The organism is Desulfoluna sp., assembly GCF_030145185.1.
In the GTDB taxonomy this organism is placed as follows: Bacteria; Desulfobacterota; Desulfobacteria; order Desulfobacterales; family Desulfolunaceae; genus Desulfoluna.
The window spans coordinates 1-17,681 of sequence record NZ_JAQYWB010000010.1; the positions used below are offsets into that span (position 1 = coordinate 1).

Annotated in this window: 12 protein-coding genes, 1 tRNA gene and 2 riboswitches; of the genes, 7 read left to right on the top strand and 6 right to left on the bottom strand. The window is 55.4% G+C overall.

Features of this window, described 5'->3' with window-relative positions:
• Nucleotides 1-136: 136 nt before the first annotated feature.
• The 6 genes from Q1Q75_RS04495 to larE form a co-directional block, all read right to left on the bottom strand.
• Entirely contained in the window at nt 137-1,216 is a 1,080-nt protein-coding gene (locus Q1Q75_RS04495) for an iron ABC transporter permease (protein WP_300667875.1), read from the bottom strand.
• A 162-nt stretch (nt 1,217-1,378) separates the two neighbouring features.
• On the bottom strand, nt 1,379-2,353 hold the full coding sequence (locus Q1Q75_RS04500) for a sirohydrochlorin cobaltochelatase (protein ID WP_300667876.1): 975 nt from the start codon (nt 2,351-2,353) through the stop codon (nt 1,379-1,381).
• Nucleotides 2,354-2,585: 232 nt separating this feature from the next.
• Nucleotides 2,586-2,876: riboswitch (cobalamin riboswitch) on the bottom strand.
• Between the two features lie 188 nt (nt 2,877-3,064).
• Nucleotides 3,065-3,272: riboswitch (cobalamin riboswitch) on the bottom strand.
• Nucleotides 3,273-3,405: 133 nt separating this feature from the next.
• Nucleotides 3,406-4,836 carry a carbon starvation protein A gene (locus tag Q1Q75_RS04505; RefSeq protein ID WP_300667877.1) on the bottom strand — a complete coding sequence of 477 codons (1,431 nt, stop codon included), beginning with the start codon at nt 4,834-4,836 and terminating at the stop codon, nt 3,406-3,408.
• Nucleotides 4,837-5,032: 196 nt separating this feature from the next.
• Complete coding sequence (locus Q1Q75_RS04510; RefSeq protein WP_300667878.1) at nt 5,033-6,751, bottom strand: LytS/YhcK type 5TM receptor domain-containing protein; 1,719 nt, start codon at nt 6,749-6,751, stop codon at nt 5,033-5,035.
• A gap of 539 nt (nt 6,752-7,290) precedes the next feature.
• Nucleotides 7,291-8,064 (bottom strand): LytTR family DNA-binding domain-containing protein, encoded by a 774-nt coding sequence (locus Q1Q75_RS04515; RefSeq protein WP_300667880.1) that lies wholly within the window; start codon nt 8,062-8,064, stop codon nt 7,291-7,293.
• 579 nt (nt 8,065-8,643) lie between these two features.
• Nucleotides 8,644-9,459, bottom strand: a complete 816-nt coding sequence (larE, locus tag Q1Q75_RS04520; protein WP_300667881.1) for an ATP-dependent sacrificial sulfur transferase LarE — start codon at nt 9,457-9,459, stop codon at nt 8,644-8,646.
• A 127-nt stretch (nt 9,460-9,586) separates the two neighbouring features.
• Here larE and Q1Q75_RS04525 point away from each other — a divergent pair, with 127 nt between their 5' ends.
• The 7 genes from Q1Q75_RS04525 to Q1Q75_RS04555 all read left to right on the top strand — a co-directional run bounded on the left by Q1Q75_RS04525 (nt 9,587) and on the right by Q1Q75_RS04555 (nt 17,613).
• On the top strand, nt 9,587-10,897 hold the full coding sequence (locus Q1Q75_RS04525) for a hypothetical protein (RefSeq protein ID WP_300667883.1): 1,311 nt from the start codon (nt 9,587-9,589) through the stop codon (nt 10,895-10,897).
• 303 nt (nt 10,898-11,200) lie between these two features.
• Entirely contained in the window at nt 11,201-12,160 is a 960-nt protein-coding gene (locus tag Q1Q75_RS04530; RefSeq protein WP_300667884.1) for a universal stress protein, read from the top strand.
• A gap of 145 nt (nt 12,161-12,305) precedes the next feature.
• Nucleotides 12,306-12,380, top strand: a tRNA-Gly gene (locus tag Q1Q75_RS04535).
• Nucleotides 12,381-12,518: 138 nt separating this feature from the next.
• A complete protein-coding gene (locus Q1Q75_RS04540; RefSeq protein ID WP_300667886.1) occupies nt 12,519-12,947 on the top strand; it encodes a MarR family transcriptional regulator in 429 nt (142 codons plus the stop codon).
• Nucleotides 12,948-13,174: 227 nt separating this feature from the next.
• Complete coding sequence (locus Q1Q75_RS04545) at nt 13,175-14,338, top strand: efflux RND transporter periplasmic adaptor subunit (protein WP_300667887.1); 1,164 nt, start codon at nt 13,175-13,177, stop codon at nt 14,336-14,338.
• The gene (locus tag Q1Q75_RS04550) at nt 14,335-17,475 is read left to right on the top strand and encodes an efflux RND transporter permease subunit (RefSeq protein WP_300667888.1); all 3,141 of its coding nucleotides are present in this window, start codon (nt 14,335-14,337) and stop codon (nt 17,473-17,475) included. Before Q1Q75_RS04545 ends, Q1Q75_RS04550 begins: the two co-directional genes overlap by 4 nt.
• Before the next feature lie 12 nt (nt 17,476-17,487).
• Nucleotides 17,488-17,613, top strand: a complete 126-nt coding sequence (locus Q1Q75_RS04555) for a hypothetical protein (protein ID WP_300667889.1) — start codon at nt 17,488-17,490, stop codon at nt 17,611-17,613.
• The last annotated feature ends 68 nt before the right edge of the window (nt 17,614-17,681 follow it).

The following is a 17,681-nucleotide window of genomic DNA, read 5'->3' on the forward strand; positions in this document are numbered from 1 at the left end:
GCTCTTCCCGACCCCGTTGGGTCCCAGGATGGCATGAAAAAGGCCATTCTCAAAATGGGCGTCAATGCCCTTGAGCACCTCTCGGTTACCTCGTTTGAAAGAGATCCCTTCAATATGGAGAACGCTGTCTGCCATCTTATGCGCCCCCTCCCATGCGACTCTTTCTAAAAATCACGCAAAAGACAGGCCCGCCGATCAGGGCGGTCAACACCCCGATGGGCACTTCATAAGGCAGCACCGCCCGGGTCACGGTGTCGGCAAAAAGCAAAAGAATGGCACCGACTATCAAGGTGGCCGGCAAAAGCTTCCGCGAATCCGGCCCCGTAACAAACCGTACCATATGCGGCACCAGCAGCCCCACAAACCCGATAATTCCGGAGACCGCAACGCAAACAGCCGCCACAAGAGAGGCGGCCACCAAAAGAATAAATACCGTCTTCGAGGTATCCACCCCGAGGCTTCGGGCGCTCTTTTCCCCCAGGGCCAGAAGGTTCAGATCCCGGGCATAAAAAAGAAAGAGAAGAAAACCCGCGGCAGTGACGCCCGAAAGAATGATGGCATCCTGCCAGGTGGCCGCGGCAAAGCTGCCCATGAGCCAGAAGATGATCACGGACACCTGCTCGTCGGCCAGGTACTTCATAAAGCTTAAACCCGCCGAAAGAATGGCCGACACCATAATGCCCGAGAGAATGAGGTTGGACGAATCAATGCCGCATCGAAGCAGGCGCCCCGAAGGCGAGGCCATGGCAATAACGATAAACAGGGTGAGGATCGCGCCGCCAAAGGCAAAAAGAGGAACGGAAAGAACCGCCTTACCCATACCGAAGAGAAGGGCCACGGCCGCCCCGAAGGCCGCACCTGAAGAGACGCCCAGGGTGTAGGGGTCGGCCAGGGGATTCAGCAAAATATTCTGGTAGACAGCCCCGGCCACGGCAAGCCCGGCTCCGGCCGCTGCCGCCGTTAAAATGCGCGGAAGTCTCACTTCCCACACCATGACGCGGGCCGTCTCAGCCGCCAGGTTCTGCCCTTCAGCTCCGGTGGCTCCATGCCAGAGGGCGGTGAGCACCTCCCCGAAAGAGAACTCCACGAACCCCATCCGAGCCGAAAGAAGCACCGCCCCGAAAAGAAGCGCGCACAGACACAGCACCCCGCCCGAGCCTTTAACAAAGGCAAGGGAAGTTTTCGATTTTTTCAGCTGCTCTGTGACGGTGTGCATAAAGGGCCTTCTATGATTCAATTCGGGTAAAAAAACAGCCTCCAGCGGCAAGGTGGCGCCACCTTGAAAGCAGATTACCGCTGGGCTTTACCCCTCGTTCCTCGGGTCAAATCCCAGCGGTATTCCGGCAAGCAACTGTATAATTATTTGTTTCCGCCAACCTTACTTGGCCGTATGAACGGTCACGGCATCCACGGCATGCTGAGCGTAAAGCTTCGCCCATGCACGGTTCTCACCCAGGCCTTTCAGCTCACAGGTTACCTTGATGCCCATGTTCTCGATCACGGTCTTCCAGGCATCGTCTTCGTCGCCAGCCATGTCGTTCCGGGCATGGTCGCCGGCAACCACCATGAAAGGCTTCATAAAAACCTTTTTGGCATTCATGTGTTTCAGGGTGGCGGTCACATCATCAAGGCTGGGGTATCCCTCAACCGTTCCAACGAGGGTGGTCACTTCGGGGTACATCGTGTTCATGGCCTTCTGAAATTCGATATAGGCGCTGGTGGGAAAAATTTCATTGCCATGGCCCATATATACGAGGACTGCGCCCATTTTTTTGGCTTTTTTAACATCTTTTTTAAGGGTCTCAGCAGCCTTCTCGATATCTGCATGGTATTCAGGATGAAGGCCTGCCTTGCCAAGGGCGGGACGTCCTATGGTCATGTAAGAGAAAGGCTTCCACTTGGCGCGAAGGGTGTCGATACCCGCCACGGCGTCCACATACGCAGTAAGATCCAGGAACTCTTCGCCGGAATACACATGGGTGGGTTGAACCACCACACGTTTTTTTCCTGTTTCCTGAAGGGCCCCGAAAGTGGCCAGTGGCCCTTTCACCTCATACAGCCATGCGGGTACGCTGGGGTGGGCTTTCTTCCAGGCGGTGTCGTTGGCCCGTTTGTGCCAGATACCGCGGATAATATTGGAGGTAAAGGCATGCTTAATCTCTGCCTTGGGAAACTCTTTTTTCATCGCTTTGTCGATGGTAAGGATGGCTTTCAGGGCTTCGGGATAGCTTGTGCCAAAGCTGGCGACAACAACGGCATCAACCGCCACTTTTTGGGTGGCTGCGATCGCAGGGGTCATACCAAGGAGGGCGGTCATTAAAAGAACCAGAATCAGTGAAGTCGTTTTTCTCATCGTGTGCAAATCTCCATTGTGAGCAGGGTTGTGTTTATCCATTTGGCACCCAAAGCTCCTCATAAATCGATCACTTACAAAGGGCCGAACGCCGAATGAACCTTTCACCCGCCCTCCGGTCCGACCATAACCGAAAAAGGGCTGCTCCCTGTCTGCATCGCCCTTTTCATCACACCGACCCCTGTTCTCCGCAGGGAGGCTTCCTTTGTGCGGCCAGGCCACAACAAAAAAAGCACGGTGTCTCATACCGGGCAGGTCTTCTGACTTCCGGGCATTCCATACGGCACACCTTCCCGTCCTTATGTCGCTCGCCTGAAAAGGTGTAGCAGCGACGGACAGTGGTTTTTTTGATGCATTTTTAAAAAAATCATCACTCAGGGCTTGCCTGATTTGACGATTACAAAGGCATCGTTTGCCGTAGAGTTCCCGGTTACAGCGGCGGGACCATCCCCGATTTTCACGGGATTCCCTTCCTGCATCCTTGCAAGACCCCATTAAGGGGACCCGGTCTCGTACTCATCCGGAAAGCCTTTATCACAAAGAAAAAAGCTCCCCGACCTAAAACAAAAAAATCCCCATACCTGCATTTGGTTTGCAGGTATGGGGATTCCGAATTCAATCCTCAAGGCGGTATGCACCCTTTTCCACGGCGGTGCCCCCACGTCTATACGACAAAATCCCGTAATCCAGCTGCAGAAACGGCGGGTCACGAGGTATCATATATTGCATGGCAGGTCTTCTGACTTCCGGATCAGCCGTCTTATCGCGCCTTCCCCTCTTTTTTCGAGCTAATCAATCCGCACGGATCAAGAAAGTGGCGTTGTTGCGATAAGCGTCCCCGGTTACAGCGGCGGGCCCGTCTCCGATTCCCACGGAGTTCCCTATTAAGCATTGTTGCACCAAGCATTTGATGTGATCCTAAGTCACACTATTACGGTTGTCAAGCCAATCTAAACCCGCCCATGCATTCCCCTCCTGATGATCATCTCCTTCGAAATAAAGGGGATAACCATCAGGCTGAGAGCACATCAAACAAGTCATTGAAAAATCAGCTATTCAGCCATGCCTTCGGCTGTTTTTACCGCTTTCATACCGACCGCTTTATAAACAAACAGACAGAGGAGGACCGCCGCGGTTCCGACCCCGATCACCGTGGAGGTACCGATGTCCATGCCAAACCCGATCTTGGCCTGAAGGATAAAGGTCACGACCACAGCGGTCATAAAGGTGGCAGGAAGACAGGCAATCCAGTAGTTTTTGGCTTCCCGGGCAAGGAAAACAGCCGCAGACCAGAGCACCAGCGTGGCCAGCGCCTGGTTGGAAAAACCAAAGTATCTCCAGATCATGCCAAAGTTCTGCGTGGAGATGATAAACCCGAGGACAAAGAGTGGCACAGCGATCATGAGGCGCTTGGCGGTCTGGGACTGGCTCACATTAAACGACTCGGCCAAAATCAGACGGGTGCTTCGGAAGGCGGTATCCCCGCTGGTGATGGGAAGCACAATAACACCCAGGATGGCAAGGAATCCGCCGACGGGACCCAGCAGCGCGTTGGACACCTCAGAGACCACAGCCGAAGGTGAACCAGCTGCAATCACGGCGCTTAAGGCTTCGGGAGATTTGTAGAAAGAGAGACCCACGGTGGCCCAGATCAGACCGATAATCCCTTCGAGAATCATGGCCCCGTAGAACACGGCCCGTCCGTCCTTCTCATTTTTCACGCAACGTGCCATGAGAGGCGACTGAGTGGAGTGAAAGCCACTGATGGCACCGCAAGAGAGGGTAATAAACAAAAGGGGCCAGATGGGCTTGTTGGCAGGATGCACGCTGGTGGTGACATCGAGATTGGGGAGAATCTCGTATCCACCGAACATCAGGGCCAACACGGTGGCCACGGTGGTGATCAGCAGAAGTGCGCCCAGAAGCGGATAGATCTTTCCGATCACTTTATCGATGGGAAGAATGGTGGCCAGAAAATAGTAGCCGAAAATAGCGAAAATAAAAATCTGGGTGTTCACACCGGTCAGGCCGGTCAAAAGCTTGGCAGGGGCCAGAACGAAGATCACGCCCACCAGCATGAGAAGTACCACGGAAAAGACACGCATGGCCTGACGGGCCGGCATGCCGAGAAAATCGCCCACCACCTCAGGAATACTGCCACCCCGGTTTCTAATGGAGAGCATCCCGGAAAAATAGTCATGCACGCCACCGGCGAAGATACAGCCAATGACAATCCAGACCAGGGCAACGGGACCGTAAAGGGCCCCTAGGATGGGACCGAAGATGGGACCGATACCGGCAATGTCCAAAACCTGGATAAACATCACCTTCCACTTGGGAAGGGGCATGTAATCCACCCCATCCTCCATTTCATAGGCCGGGGTCCTTCGGGAAGCATCCGCTCCAAACGTTTTTTCAACAAAGGTACCGTAGGTAAAATACCCAAGAATCAGTGCCGCAACACACGCAAAAAAAATCAGCATAATTTATCCTCCATGACAAAACACATTGATCGCCCTTCGGGCAATTCCTCTTTTTGAGAGAGTTTTATCCGAAAATAACGGCAAGGGGCCACCCTCAATGAAGGGGGTGTCGTTTTTAGGGGATGAAATGCACGTGGAATGGCCTGAAACGGCACCGGCACCCAAAAGGTGCCGATACCTCAGGGAAAAGGGAAGATCAGAGACAGGCGGAGGGATGGCTGCGCGGAATGGAAAAGGAGACCTCCGTCCCCTGGCCCTGGACACTTTCAATCATCACCTGACAGGTCGGTCCATAAATCCTGTGAAGCCTGTGGATGGTGTTTCGCACTCCAATCCCTTCGCTGACGGCGGCCAGCTCTTCAGGATTGTACAGGCGATGGATCGTCTCTTCCGGCATGCCCACCCCGTCATCTGCCACCCGCACCGTCATCAGTGCCGAGTCACAATGGATAGAGACCGTCACGGTGCCCCCGGACTCCTTGGGTGTAATCCCGTGTTTAACGGCGTTTTCCACCACCGGCTGAATCACCAGGGCGGGAATGGGCCAGTGCTCACAACCTTCACCGACATGCAGCCGGTACTTCACCCGCTCTCCGAAACGTGCCTGTTCGATGGCCAGATACGCCTCCACCTGCTCCAGCTCTTCCTGGACCGTGATATACCCCTTGCTCTGATCGAGGTTCCGTCTCATGTAATTGGAGAGATCGAGAATCAGCTCCCGGGCACGATCGGGCCGGGTCCGGCAAAAGCTGGCGATGGTGTTCAGGGAGTTAAAAAGAAAATGGGGGTTAATCTGGGCCTGAAGGCGCCTGATCTCAGCATAGGCAAGCATTCGGGCCTGGATTTGAATATCTTCAAGCTCCAGCTGGGTGGAGAAGAGCACCGCAAGCCCCCGGGCCGTTTGAAAATGGACCTTATCCAGGGGTTTTGATCGGGTCCCATAAAATTTCAGAGTGCCCACAATCGACTCATCCTTTTTTAAAGGAACAATAATCCCATGCTGAAACGGACACCCCGCATGGGGGCAGGCAATCTCCCGCCGCGTGTGGCGGAAAAGGGGCAGCCCGTCATCCAAAACCATCCGGGTGGCGGCGGTCCGGATGGGCTCCCCCACGATGTGGTGATCAGACCCCGCACCCATATGGGCCAGCACGTGGGTGGTATCGGTGATCGCCACCGCCGCCACATCCATCTGTCGAAAAATAATCTCCGCCGTTTTGGAGGCAGACCCCGCACCCAGCCCCGAACGCAGATACCCGACCGTCACGTTGGCGATCTCCAGAAGCTGTTGCACCTGACGGGATTCCCGCCGTTCGCGCTCCCTGAAAAGACCCTTGATCAGCTCCACAAAGAAAGCGGCCCCCACGGAATTGACTAAAATCATGGGAACAGCAATCAACCGCACCAGATCCGCGGCCTCGGCAAAGGGCCTGGCAAACAACAACACCAGCCCCATGTGCATGGACTCCCCCGCCACCCCCAGACCAAAGGCCACCTTCCAGTTCATGACCCGCGCCCCATACCAGCCCGCCAGAAGCCCTGCGGCCACCCCCTCAAGGAGGGTCGCTGTGGCACACGGCGCCGAGGTAAACCCGCCGATATCGATTAAAAAACGATGCCCACCGGCGATCAACCCCGCGCCGAGACCCACCCAGGGGCCACCGAACAACCCACCGGTCACCACCGCCATGGCCCGCAGGTTTGCAAAGGCGTCATGAACGGGGTCAAACCCATAGTTCCCAAGAATCGCAAAAAGGCCAAAAAAACCGGTCAAGACCGCCTTTTCCATCCAGGGATGTTGACTGAGAAAGGTCTTACCCGCCGCGCCCATATTCAAAATGAGAAAGGCGGCAGCCACCGTCAGCCCCAAATGCTCAATGAGGATAATCAAAAGATGTGTGATGGATATGTCCATGCTGCTGGTCACTCCGGTTATTCTGATTCCATTCGTATATGAAAAAAGCCAGAAACTATTCAGCTTGCCTTCGCCAGGCCGTTCGAGGCAAATGACAGAAAAATTCAAATGCCAATACGTCACGTCTTTTCATCACCGCGTAGGGTGCGGCTCCCGCACCTTCTACCGTAGAGAAGACCATCGGCCTCGCAAGTTAACGATGACCACGAGTCTTATTTCAACATGCGGTGTTTCCGGTTTACGATACGCCTGACGGTGCGCACGGCGCACCCTACGCATCCACCCGGTACGTCATTGTAAAAATGAGGGCGATACGGATTTTCACACATGAATTCCCGCCTGCGTGGGAAAGACGAAAAGCGTAGGGTGCTGTCAGACCGGGGTCATAAAGAAAAAATGAATAGCTGAATAGTTACAAAAGCCATGTATCAAAAGTGGCATCACCTTACGCCCAACCAGGTCGGGCAGCCACAACAGGATTCCAGGTGGTCGAATTTTAAGGATGCAGTGACATTCAGGCAGGCTGGAATGCAAGGGGGTCAAAGGCCCAGATTCTCCTTGAGGCCTTTCACGCGGTTACGACTCACCACCACCTCGCTTGCGGCGGCGTCATCCATCACCAGGAGGTACTTACCATTGTACCAGCTGGTGACCTCACGGATATGTTTCAGGTGGACCAGGGTCGCGCGATGGACGCGGTAAAAAGAAAACCCGGCCACCAACTCTTCGAGGCGATCGAGGGTGGTTGCGCCGTGTGAGAGATAGTCCCCGTCATGGGTAAAGACCCGCACCCGCTTTTCTTCCGCTTTACAAACGATCACCTCATCGGGGTCCAAGAGAAGCAACCGTCCCTGGCGTTCCACCGACAGCCTCACGACATGGGGTTTTTGAGGGCCCAGGGCCTCAAGAAGCCGTGTCATCTCATCGGTGGTGGACACAGACTCCATTTGCAGCCGTTCCCGAGCCCGCCCCACGCCCTTTGCCACACGTGCTGCAGAAAAAGGCTTCAAGATGTAATCCACGGCCTGCTCTTCAAACGCCTTCACCGCATACTGGTCATACGCCGTACAAAAAATAAACAGAGGAGATCGGTGAAAGTCCACACAGGCCTCAATGACATGAAACCCGGTTTGCCCCGGCATGTTGATATCCAAAAAGACAAGATCCGGCTTCAGCTCACCCATCTTTACAATAGCCTCTTTGGCTGAGTTGGCCTCCCCCACCACGGTCACATCCGGCAATTCGGACAAAAGATAAACCAACTCTTCCACAGCGGGCTGTTCATCGTCGACCACCAAACACCGAATCTCCATACCACCCTCTCCTTATAAATCCCTGGCTCATCACCCCGCATGAGTTATACACACCGCGAAGGCACCCCGTCAAACGCCCGTCGTGCCAAGAGTAAATACAAAAACCCGGTCGCCGACGCCCCGCACCCACGCCATGGATGGACGTCTCATAGGTAGATAGAGTCAGGCCGCCGGAGTCATTCCGGTTCATGCCAATGCGTGAATTGATACGGCAGCACCGGCAGCTCATGCCCTTGCGACACCCGTTGCCACCCCTCACCCGTCACGCGAATGCGGACGCATGACAGCCCAAGATGACGACAGCCTTAGCCCGGATATTTCATGAGAAAACGATCAACCCAAAACAATAAACTGTTATTTCAATGGTTTATTGAGGAAAATTCAGTTATTTCAAAAATACAAAATGTAATTCACGGTTATCTGTTCGCTTTTCTCACCCTTCGGGCGAGCCGGGTTAGAGCATTCGCAAACACGCTTTCAAGGTGGCACCACCTTGCCGCCGGAGGCATTGCTTTTTGTACTTTTATTTTTTTTCCTGCACCCTATATTGAATTTCGTTCTTGAGGCAGACGCTTGAGATCAGGATCCTTTCAGTACCCTGTTCATGCGGCCCTGACCGTACCCTTCCAGGTCTGCTGCCACGTGAAGGTAGCCCGCCTTTCTCACCCCGGCCACCACCTGAGCCATCAGCGAGTCGTTAAAAAGCCGCATCAAATCATCCTGTGAAAATTCGATCCGTGCCACGGGTCCATGATGCCTCACCCGAAACTGCAAAAAGCCAAGGTCATCGAGGGCGGCTTCTGCGGCCTCCACCATCGCCAGTTTTTCTGGCGTGATGGGCTCACCATAGGGGATACGTGTCGCCAGGCAACTCATGGCTGGCTTGTGGGCCACGTCAAGCCCCAGATATTCAGCCAGGGCGCGAATATCCGCCTTAAATAGACCGGCCACCACCATCGGCGCCTCGATGCCCAATTCTTCGGCGGCTTTCACACCCGGGCGGTAATCGCTGAGGTCGTCGCAATTCACCCCATGCACTACATTGCTCACCCCGACCGCCCCAGCCTCTTTGCTCATTCGCATGAGCATACGCCGTTTACAGTAGTAACAACGCAGGGGCGAATTCTCAACAAACTCCTGATCATCCATCATCCCGGGATCATATGTGATATGGCGTACTCCCAGAGCTGACGCACACTTTCTTGCTGCATCGATTTCCCGGCGTGCATGAACGGGCGACACCGAGGTAATAGCCACCACCTTCTCGCCCAGGGCCTCCACAGCTGCCTTCAAAAGCAGTGTACTGTCCACCCCTCCGGAAAAAGCCACGGCAAGAGAATCGTATGTTTTTAATAGAGTTAAAAGGGATTCATACCTTATTAAATAGCTTTCCACGAGATACTTAGCTTCCACCAAAATGGTTTACAATTGTTTACATCTTTTATATAGATGACCGTTAACAAGTAGAAAATAACCAGTTGGCATTATATTATAAATAATTGAGATTTTCAAAGGTGATCACATGGCAAAGGAAACCGTAAAGAACTCAACCGATGCGGCCCATGAGGCTGATGCCAAGGAAGGGTCTCCTAAGGAGGAGAAGAAGGCAACAGAAAACAAAACCACCAAGAAAGCTCCCAAGTCAAAAAAAGCCGTGAAAAAAGCGGCTGCGACTAAAAAGAAAAACAAGGGTAATGCCTCGAAAGGCGAAACCACGGGTGCCGTCGAGTCCCAACCCTCCACCGAAAAGAAAACCCCAACCGCCAAAAAATCTTCCACAAAAAATGAGGCCGAAAAAGCGGATACAGACGCTAAGGTAAAGGCCGAGGAAGAAGCCCGTATCAAGGCTGAAGAAGAAGCTAAGATAAAAGCCGAGGAAGAGGCCCGCATCAAGGCTGAAGAAGAGGCCAAGGCGAAAGCCGAGGAAGAGGCCCGTATCAAGGCTGAAGAAGAAGCCAAGGCAAAAGCCGAGGAAGAGGCCCGCATCAAGGCCGAAGAAGAAGCCAAGGCAAAAGCCGAGGAAGAGGCCCGCATCAAGGCTGAAGAAGAGGCCAAGGCGAAAGCCGAGGAAGAGGCCCGCGTCAAGGCCGAAGAAGAAGCCAAGGCGAAAGCCGAGGAAGAGGCCCGCATCAAGGCTGAAGAAGAGGCTAAGATAAAGGCCGAGGAAGAGGCCCGTATCAAGGCTGAAGAAGAAGCCAAGGCAAAGGCCGAGGAAGAGGCCCGTATCAAGGCTGAAGAAGAAGCTAAGATAAAGGCCGAGGAAGAGGCAAAACGCCAGGCCGAACTTGACGCAAAGAAAAAATCCGAAGCTGCTGCCCGCCGCCAGGCCGCAGAAGCGGCTCGCGTCAAGACAGAGGAAGAAGCAAAACGCCAGGCCGATGAAACAAAAAATATTCAGATCGCCGCGAAAAAGAAAGCGTCCCTCAAGAAACTCATCATAGCGGCATGCACCTTTGGCGTGTTCGTCCTTGTCCTCATCTCTGCCAGCGCATCGAACTCATCCAACTATTATATCACAGTGAAAAAGCACTCCACTTTGATATATAAAGGTATCTTCTCACCGACAGGCAAAGATCTCATTCTCAAGGTGCCGTCAGCCATTGCCCTGGATACCGTCAAGGCAAGCTACACCCTGCAGGATGTGAAACCTCTGTTCTTCGATCACCATATGGCTGAAGCCGCCGTGCTCCAGACCGTTACGGGTGTTCCGGACTTCCCGAGCGTCATCGCTTCCTACGAAGCGGCTGTGGAATATGCACCCGGTCCCGCAGAGCTGAACGAGGCCCTCAAGCAACTCGAAGCAGCCAAAGACGTTTACAAAGCCATCCAATAATCAAGTCCGCCCATCCCGGCCCCCTCTTTCCAACGAAAGAGAGGGGCCACCCTCCCACCCCCTGCCAATCCTTTTGCCAACCTGTAAAATACCACGCCATCTCAACGCACCCCACCACCGTCACACATCGTTTAGACCCCTGATATTACGGGCCCTCACTTACCATAAGGTTTTGGCACGCGCCTTGCTGTAAACAATAGAAGCTTGAAAATAACGATGTTAACAATGACCGGCGCATTCCACCGAAAGATCAGTTGACGAGACCGGTCCAATCATGCACCCCCAAACTCCAAGGAGGCCCAGATGAACGATCTCCATCAACGTGTTCTCATAGCTGTCGACGGATCCATTCAATCCACCCACGCGGCCCTTTACGCGGCAAAAATTTTGAACCCCGAAAAGACAAGTTTTACCTTGTTCCTCGTAGAAAATACGGTGCCTGAAACGTTTTGGGACAACCAGTCCGACGGAACAGAAGAGACCAACTCCGTCAAGCTCAATGGATGGTGGGAAGAGAACCATATCCGTTACAATCGCAGGATGGTGGAAAAAGTCCGAAGCGACCTTGTGAAGGAAGGGTTCCCCGAAGAGTCCGTCGAGATCAAAATTCGTCCCAGGCGGGTAGGGATTGCCCGGGATATCATCAGAGAATCCAAAAAAGGGTATGATCTGGTGGTGGCAGGACGTATCGGTCACAACATCCATACCGGCTCGATCCTGGGCAACTGCGCCCGCAAACTGATCGCAACCATCACCCAGATTCCCCTTGTTGTCGTGGGCGGAAACCCCAACAATACGGGCGTTCTCATCGGGTTCGACGGATCCGATGGGGCAAAAAAATGCGTGCGGAAAGTAAAACAACTGATCACACACGACGTAAAAAAAATAAAAATCTGCTACGTATCACGCTCATTAAACCTCATGAGCGGATCCTTTGACCCCTTTCAAGCTACCCTGGACTCCTACCACGTCATGGAGCAAGAGCACCAGGTCCACCACCAATCCCGAATGCGCCCCCACCTTCAAAAGGCAGAAACCATCCTGAGGGACGCGGGATTCTCCCGGGCCGGCGTGGAATCCATTATCCTTCGATCCTACCTGAGCCGTTCCGAAGGGTTGATGGACGAGGCAAAGAAAAACGGATTCGACACCGTGGTGGTGGGACGACGCGGCCACTCCGTTGTAGAAGATTTTCTCCTGGGCCGTGTGGGTGACAAACTCATCCAACTTGGCCAGGACAGGGCCATCTGGATTGTAAATTAAGGGTCACCGGGCCGACGGAGGCTCACGGTCTTTTTTATTCGATCAAGATTTTAGACACTTCCGTCGCCCCTGTTTTATCCGTTAAAAAATCTTGTCAAAGGGATTGACGCACACGGAAAATGCCTCTACTATACGTTCCACATGAGCGGGAATAACTCAGTGGTAGAGTGTCAGCTTCCCAAGCTGAACGTCGCGGGTTCAAGTCCCGTTTCCCGCTCCATAAAGAAAACATTTAAGGGCTCCGGATTTCCGGAGCCCTTTTTTTGTGTCTAAAAAACCCCTTCCACAAAGGCCTTGCGCCAAAACAACTAGCATGCTAACAATAAGCTTACTACTTAACCCCATAAAGGACACCCCCATGCAAAGCTTCAGCCCCCTGGAAAGCCTTGGCTTTCATTGCAACCTCACCTTCAAGGCCTTTTCGGCGGTCCTGGAGAAGCGGCTGGCCGGTACAGGCGTCAGCCGGGTGCAGTTCATGGCCCTGGCCCACCTCATTGTTTTAGGGACCATGCCCCAGAAAGATCTGGCGGAGTTGTTGTCCATCACCTCGGCCTCAACGGTTCGGTTGGTGGACCGCTTGTCCAGAGACGGCTGGGCCAAACGGACGTCAGACCCCGAGGACCGACGAATCAAGCTTGTCTCCCCCACACTGGAAGCCCTGGAAACCTGGACGGAGATGTCCAATCACGCACGCGAAATCACGGCCAGGGCTTATGCCGGGATTACGGATGACGAAATCAACGCGGTTAAAACCGTGTTAAAAAAAGTACGTGAGAATTTGCTCTAAATAGAAAACAACGGCCATAAATGGCCTTACCCGGGACCACCCTTTGAAAAACCGTAACGATTCAGTTCAGGAAAAGCAGCCTCCGGCGTGACAAGTCCGCCGACGACTATGCGTCACCATTCAACCAACATCAATGAGTTACGGCGTGACAAGCGAAGCTCGACAGTATTCGCAAACCTACTTTCAAGGTGGCTCACCTTACGCCAGCATCTTTTGTGGAGTTTAACATGAAAAAACTGATGACGATCTTAATCGTCGCTGCCCTGGTTATCGGTGGCATCTTTCTGGTCCGACATAAAAAAGGTCAGATCGCAGCAGCGGGCATGATAACACCCCGAGCCACGATGGTCCGCACCTCCGAGGCGCACAAGGGTGATCTTTTGATCACCCGGACCTATCTGGCACGGATCGAACCCTGGCGCTCGGCTTCCATCGGCGCGCAGATCGCATCACGGATCGTCAGTATCGCTGTCCACGAAGGAGACCTCGTGTCCAAGGGCCAGGTTGTCGCCGCCCTGGACCAGACGGAATGGCTGGCACGGGTCAGGGGGCTTGAGGCGGCCGTCTTACAAAGCCGGATGCAGGCCGACGCCACCTCGGCCACCGAGGTGGCCCTTAAAAAAACGCTTCGGTTCCGGAAACGCGAGCTCGAACGGGACGAACTCCTGGCCCTGGAAGGCGCCATCGCCAGGGCAACTGCCGAAACCTCCGCCGATCTGGTCAACGAAACCCAGGGGCGGTTGGATGCCCTGCAGAAAACAGTGCAGGCGGCCATCGAGCAGATCCACGTCCGGGAACGAGAGCTGGAACAGGCCCGCTCCCGGCTGGCCTATACCCAAATTTGTGCCCCTTTTGACGGGGTGGTCACCAAGCGTTTGGCCGACCCCGGAGACATGGCGGGGCCCACTATGGTCCTGATGAAGATCGAAGATCACGGCCGACTCAAGATCAGCTTCGACGTTCCCCAGGCTGAACTCTCGAGGATCTCCCTGGGCATGAAGGTTGTCGTAAAATCAGGTTCAATGCGGCCCCTGTCCGTCTCGCGCATCCACCCGTCCTTAAACCAAAACCGAACCCAAACCCTGGAATGCGAAACTGGGGGCAATGAGGGCCTTCGAGCCGGAGGCACCTTACCGGTGGATGTCGTCCTGAAGCATTTTAAAGACGAAGTGCTGCTGCCCGAAGAGAGCCTCATCCCTATACCAGGCGGAGGGAATGCCGTTTTCATCGTTACAAACGGAGTCACAGCGACCGTGCCCGTTACCGTTATAGGCAGAAACGCCGGGAACGTCGCGGTGCAAGGCGTGGATGCCGGAGCCGAGGTGATCCAAAACACCTACCTGGGCTGGAACCGCCTGGCCGCCGGCGAACCGGTGGAGGTGCTCCCATGAACCTGCCGCAGTTCTCTTTAAAGAACCCCTACATTATCCTGGCCTTTGTCCTGGTAATCACCATCATGGGATCCATCGCCTATGTGGTCGTCCCCACCGACCTCTTCCCGGAAACCGTGCCTCCCCAGGTAGCCGTCATCACCGTCACACCTGGGGCCTCTGCCAAAGAGATCACCGACAAGGTCACCCGCAACATAGAAAAGGAGCTGGGGAGCCTCGCGGGCCTCAAGCGAGTCACCTCCGTTTCCCGCGACGAGGTCTCGGCCATCACGGCGGAGTTCTTGTTCAGTAAACCCATGGGAGAGGCGGTCATCGACGTGCAAAACGCCGTGGCGCGCGTTCGTGGGCAGCTGCCGTCGGATACCCAGGAGCCGCTGCTTTACCGAATCACCGACGCCACCCGGCCCTTGCTGACTCTGGCGCTGAGTCCCCGTCCGAACAGCCTCAAAAGCCTGTCTGACATCAGGTTGCTGGCGGAGAACGATCTCCGCGATGAGCTCATGGCGATCCCCGGCGTCGGGGATATCCAGGTCTTTGGCGGCCATCAGCCGGAGATTGAGGTCCGCGTGGACCGTGACGCCCTGGCCGGACACGGGCTGACCGTCACCGATGTGATCACCGGCTTGGCCCGACAAAACGTCGCCGCCCCGGGCGGCATCGTCTACGGGGCCGGACAGGAATATTTGCTTAAAGTCTCCGGAGAGTTTTCCGGGTTGCCGTCCCTTGAAGAGATGCCCCTTGGCGTGGGGTCGGGCAGGCAAATCCTGTTAGGGGACGTGGCCAAGGTCCGAGCCGGTGAATCGGACCCACGAAGCCGCTACCACGGCAACGGAATAGAAGCCATCGCCATCAACGTACTGCGACCGGAAAAGGGGCATACGGGGGAGGCCCTGGCCGAGGTCAAAAAGGCCCTTCCCCGCATCATGGCCCATTACCCGGATATTCTCTTTGAGACCACCGACGACCAGCAGCCGCTCATAGACCTCAACGTCCATGGCATGCGCGTCTCCCTGTGGCAGGCCGTGATCCTGACCGTTGTCCTGATCTTTGTGTTCCTGGCCGACCTGCGCGCAGCAGCCGTGGTCAGCGCGGCCATCCCCCTCTCCTTTCTGGCAACCCTCATGGTGCTCTGGATCAGCCCCTACACCTTAAACATGGTCACCCTATCCGGATTGATCGTGGCCGTGGGCATGGTTGTGGATGCCTCGGTGGTGGTTCTGGAGAACATCCACCGCCATCACAAAGAGACCGGATACAAAGACACCACCCGCTCGGCCCTGACCGGCGCAGGCCAGGTGGCCCTGCCCATCACGGCCGGCATGTTGACCACGGTGGCCGTCCTGATTCCGGTGATCTTCACCACCGGCTATACCCGGCAGATCATGCGCCCCTTGAACATCACCATCGTCTCCACCCTGGTGGCCTCCCTCATCGTCTCCCTGACCGTCATCCCGATCCTGGCGGCCAGATTTTTACCAGCCCCAGACAAAGGGGCCAACCGAATCCGCCGCCTGCTGACACCCGTAGACCGGGGCGTAAAACACCTGACCGGGGGCTACGTAAAACTTGTAACCCTGGCCCTGAGGCATCGAGGGATAACCGCCCTCCTACTTCTCGCCTTCATGGCCTTGAGCCTCCGGGTGGTCAAGCCCCTGCTGGGCGGAGAACAGATGCCCCCCATGGATACCGGCATCGTCTCCATCGAGTTTGACACCGACTCCTCTGCCAAACCGGAGCAGGTGAACAAGGTCCTGTCTCGGGTCGAAGCCGTTTTAAACCGACACCCGGAGGTGGTAACCCTCTCCTCGGTGGTTGGTTCTGAACCCGGAGCCCTTAGTTTTGGCGGAGGCGGAACCACCTCTCAGTCAGCTCATATCACGGCCCGGTTGACCCCACGAACCCAGCGGGCCGAAACCATCTGGGAGATCGAGACACAATGGCGCAAAGCGCTGCAGGCGGTCCCCGGAGTGCGGACCTTCCGGGTCTCCGAATACGGCGCCACGCCGGTCTCCACAACCAGGGCACCCTTTGACGCCATCCTCTCCGGACCCGACCCCATCGTCTTGAACCGCCTGGCCGACAAGGCCATGGACCTGCTGTCCGACACCCCGGGAATGATCGACCTGCACCGATCCTGGTACCTGGATAAAATTGAGCAGACGTTCACCATAGATCCGCAATTGGCCGTATTCTACGGAACCTCTCCCTTTGAGGTGGCCACCGCCCTACGCATGGCGGTACAGGGGGTTTCCGCCACATCCATGCGGCTGGACGGCTTCTCCGAAATCCCAGTTCGAGTTCGATTTCAGGCCGACCAGGTGGATGACCTTGGCCGGTTGGAAGAACTCCCCATCCCGACCCGTTCCGGTCCAGTCAGGCTTGGAAACCTTGCCAAAGTCACAAACCTGCGGGCCCAACCCTTCATCACCCGGGAAGACCAACGCCCCACCATCGACATCACGGCGGGTAATTCTGGCCTGACCATTGCCCAGGTCACCGGGGCGGCAAAACAACGCCTGACCGGCTTGTCCCTGCCCAAAGGCTATGCCCTGAACATCGGAGGCACCGCCCGGGACATGGGAGAAACGCAGAAAAATTTAGGCCAGGCCCTTAAAATCGGGCTGGCCCTGCTCTTTGTGCTGCTCATGGCCATGTTCAAATCCATCGCCCATCCAGTGACGATCCTCCTCTCCATCCCCCTGGCAGCCGCGGGAGGGATCTGGGGCCTCCTGATTTTCGACAAACCCTTTTGCATGCCAGCCCTGATGGGATTCATTCTCCTTGGAGGAACCATCGTCAACAACGCCATCTTGATGCTGGATTTCATCATCAAGGCCCGCCAGGAGGGCCTGGAAAAAAACGAGGCCATTTTGCAGTCCGTTCGGTTGCGATTGCGCCCCATCCTGATCACAGCGGTCTCCACCATGGTGGGTTTTTCCCCCCTGATTTTCGAGACGGCCGTGGGCCTTGAGCGCATGAGCCCCCTGGGCATCGCAGCCGCCTCTGGATTGCTGGTGGGCACCCTTGTAACCCTGGTCGCCGTGCCGGTCATTTACTCGTTGCTCGATTCCCTGGGAACGCAACTGAGGGCACTCCGGCCCAAAACACAAAAAATCTCGGGGACCGCCACTCTATAGTGTCTGGCTGAAATGGAGAGCGCCCTGCTCCATGCCAAAAACCTCTCCAGAAAAGCATCCCGAGAGCTGAAGGTGGCCCTCCTGGCCGAACAGCTGGCCATGAATAGCTTCAAAAAAAGGCCTCCGGCGGCAAGGTGAGGGCACCTTGAAACCTTATGGCGAATGCGTGAAGGCCGTCGTGATACCCATGCTTTCGGTGCATTCGC

Coding starts and splice junctions, on each gene's coding strand:
- Q1Q75_RS04525 (WP_300667883.1), top strand. CDS start 9,587: ATGGCAAAGGAAACCGTAAAGAACTCAACCGATGCGGCCCATGAGGCT.
- Q1Q75_RS04555 (WP_300667889.1), top strand. CDS start 17,488: ATGGAGAGCGCCCTGCTCCATGCCAAAAACCTCTCCAGAAAAGCATCC.
- Q1Q75_RS04550 (WP_300667888.1), top strand. CDS start 14,335: ATGAACCTGCCGCAGTTCTCTTTAAAGAACCCCTACATTATCCTGGCC.
- Q1Q75_RS04545 (WP_300667887.1), top strand. CDS start 13,175: ATGAAAAAACTGATGACGATCTTAATCGTCGCTGCCCTGGTTATCGGT.
- Q1Q75_RS04540 (WP_300667886.1), top strand. CDS start 12,519: ATGCAAAGCTTCAGCCCCCTGGAAAGCCTTGGCTTTCATTGCAACCTC.
- Q1Q75_RS04515 (WP_300667880.1), bottom strand. CDS start 8,064: ATGGAGATTCGGTGTTTGGTGGTCGACGATGAACAGCCCGCTGTGGAA.
- Q1Q75_RS04530 (WP_300667884.1), top strand. CDS start 11,201: ATGAACGATCTCCATCAACGTGTTCTCATAGCTGTCGACGGATCCATT.
- Q1Q75_RS04510 (WP_300667878.1), bottom strand. CDS start 6,751: ATGGACATATCCATCACACATCTTTTGATTATCCTCATTGAGCATTTG.
- Q1Q75_RS04505 (WP_300667877.1), bottom strand. CDS start 4,836: ATGCTGATTTTTTTTGCGTGTGTTGCGGCACTGATTCTTGGGTATTTT.
- Q1Q75_RS04500 (WP_300667876.1), bottom strand. CDS start 2,353: ATGAGAAAAACGACTTCACTGATTCTGGTTCTTTTAATGACCGCCCTC.
- Q1Q75_RS04495 (WP_300667875.1), bottom strand. CDS start 1,216: ATGCACACCGTCACAGAGCAGCTGAAAAAATCGAAAACTTCCCTTGCC.